Source organism: Streptomyces sp. N35, from assembly GCF_016464295.1.
Classification (GTDB): Bacteria; Actinomycetota; Actinomycetes; order Streptomycetales; family Streptomycetaceae; genus Streptomyces.
The window spans coordinates 1-603 of record NZ_JAEIMH010000222.1; the positions used below are offsets into that span (position 1 = coordinate 1).

Below are 603 nucleotides of genomic sequence, written 5' to 3' on the forward strand. Positions count from 1 at the left end.
CCTCGCCACTGACCACCTTCCCTGTGCCGGGAGGCGCCTGGTTCTCGTTCCCGTGCCCGTCGTGGTGCGTGTCCGACCACGCGGCCGACTTGGAGGGTGCGGGCGGGCGGATGTACCCCGAGGACGTCGTCCACCGCGGCGCCCCCATCTGGCTCGGCCTTGAGGGAATGAAGGTCCTTGGGGCGTATATCCAGGATGGGCCGTACGGCGGGGATGGCCGGCCCCCGTACCTCGTCGTGCACGCCGACGGTGACCGCGTCGAGGCGGCCGAGCTAGATCTCGTTCAGGCTGACCAACTCATCGTCGCCATGCGGGAACACGCGGGCCGCCTGGTGGCGCTTCGGAATCGCCTGGCTAGCCTGCGCAACAGACGGTCAGTGTCCGCGCGAGCAGCGTGAGCGGCAGGGGGATCTTCCCGGGACCAGGATGATCCCCCTGCCCTAATCGTGTGCGGCGAGGGCGTCGACCAGGTGACGCCCTTCCGGCGCTCCCCTGCGCAGGAGCACAGCGGCGGCGGTGTGCAGTTCGTTCCAGGTGTGCGGGCGGCCCACGGCGGCGGCATCGGGGACGGCCCGGAGGGCGACGGCGAGGGCTTGCGCAGCC

At 71.3% G+C, this 603-nt stretch carries 1 protein-coding gene; it reads left to right on the top strand.

The window, feature by feature from the left end; all coding sequences use genetic code 11:
• On the top strand, positions 1 to 398 hold a 398-nt coding region (locus JAO81_RS43285), incomplete at its 5' end, for a hypothetical protein (RefSeq protein WP_233416671.1).
• Positions 399 to 603: the final 205 nt, after the last annotated feature.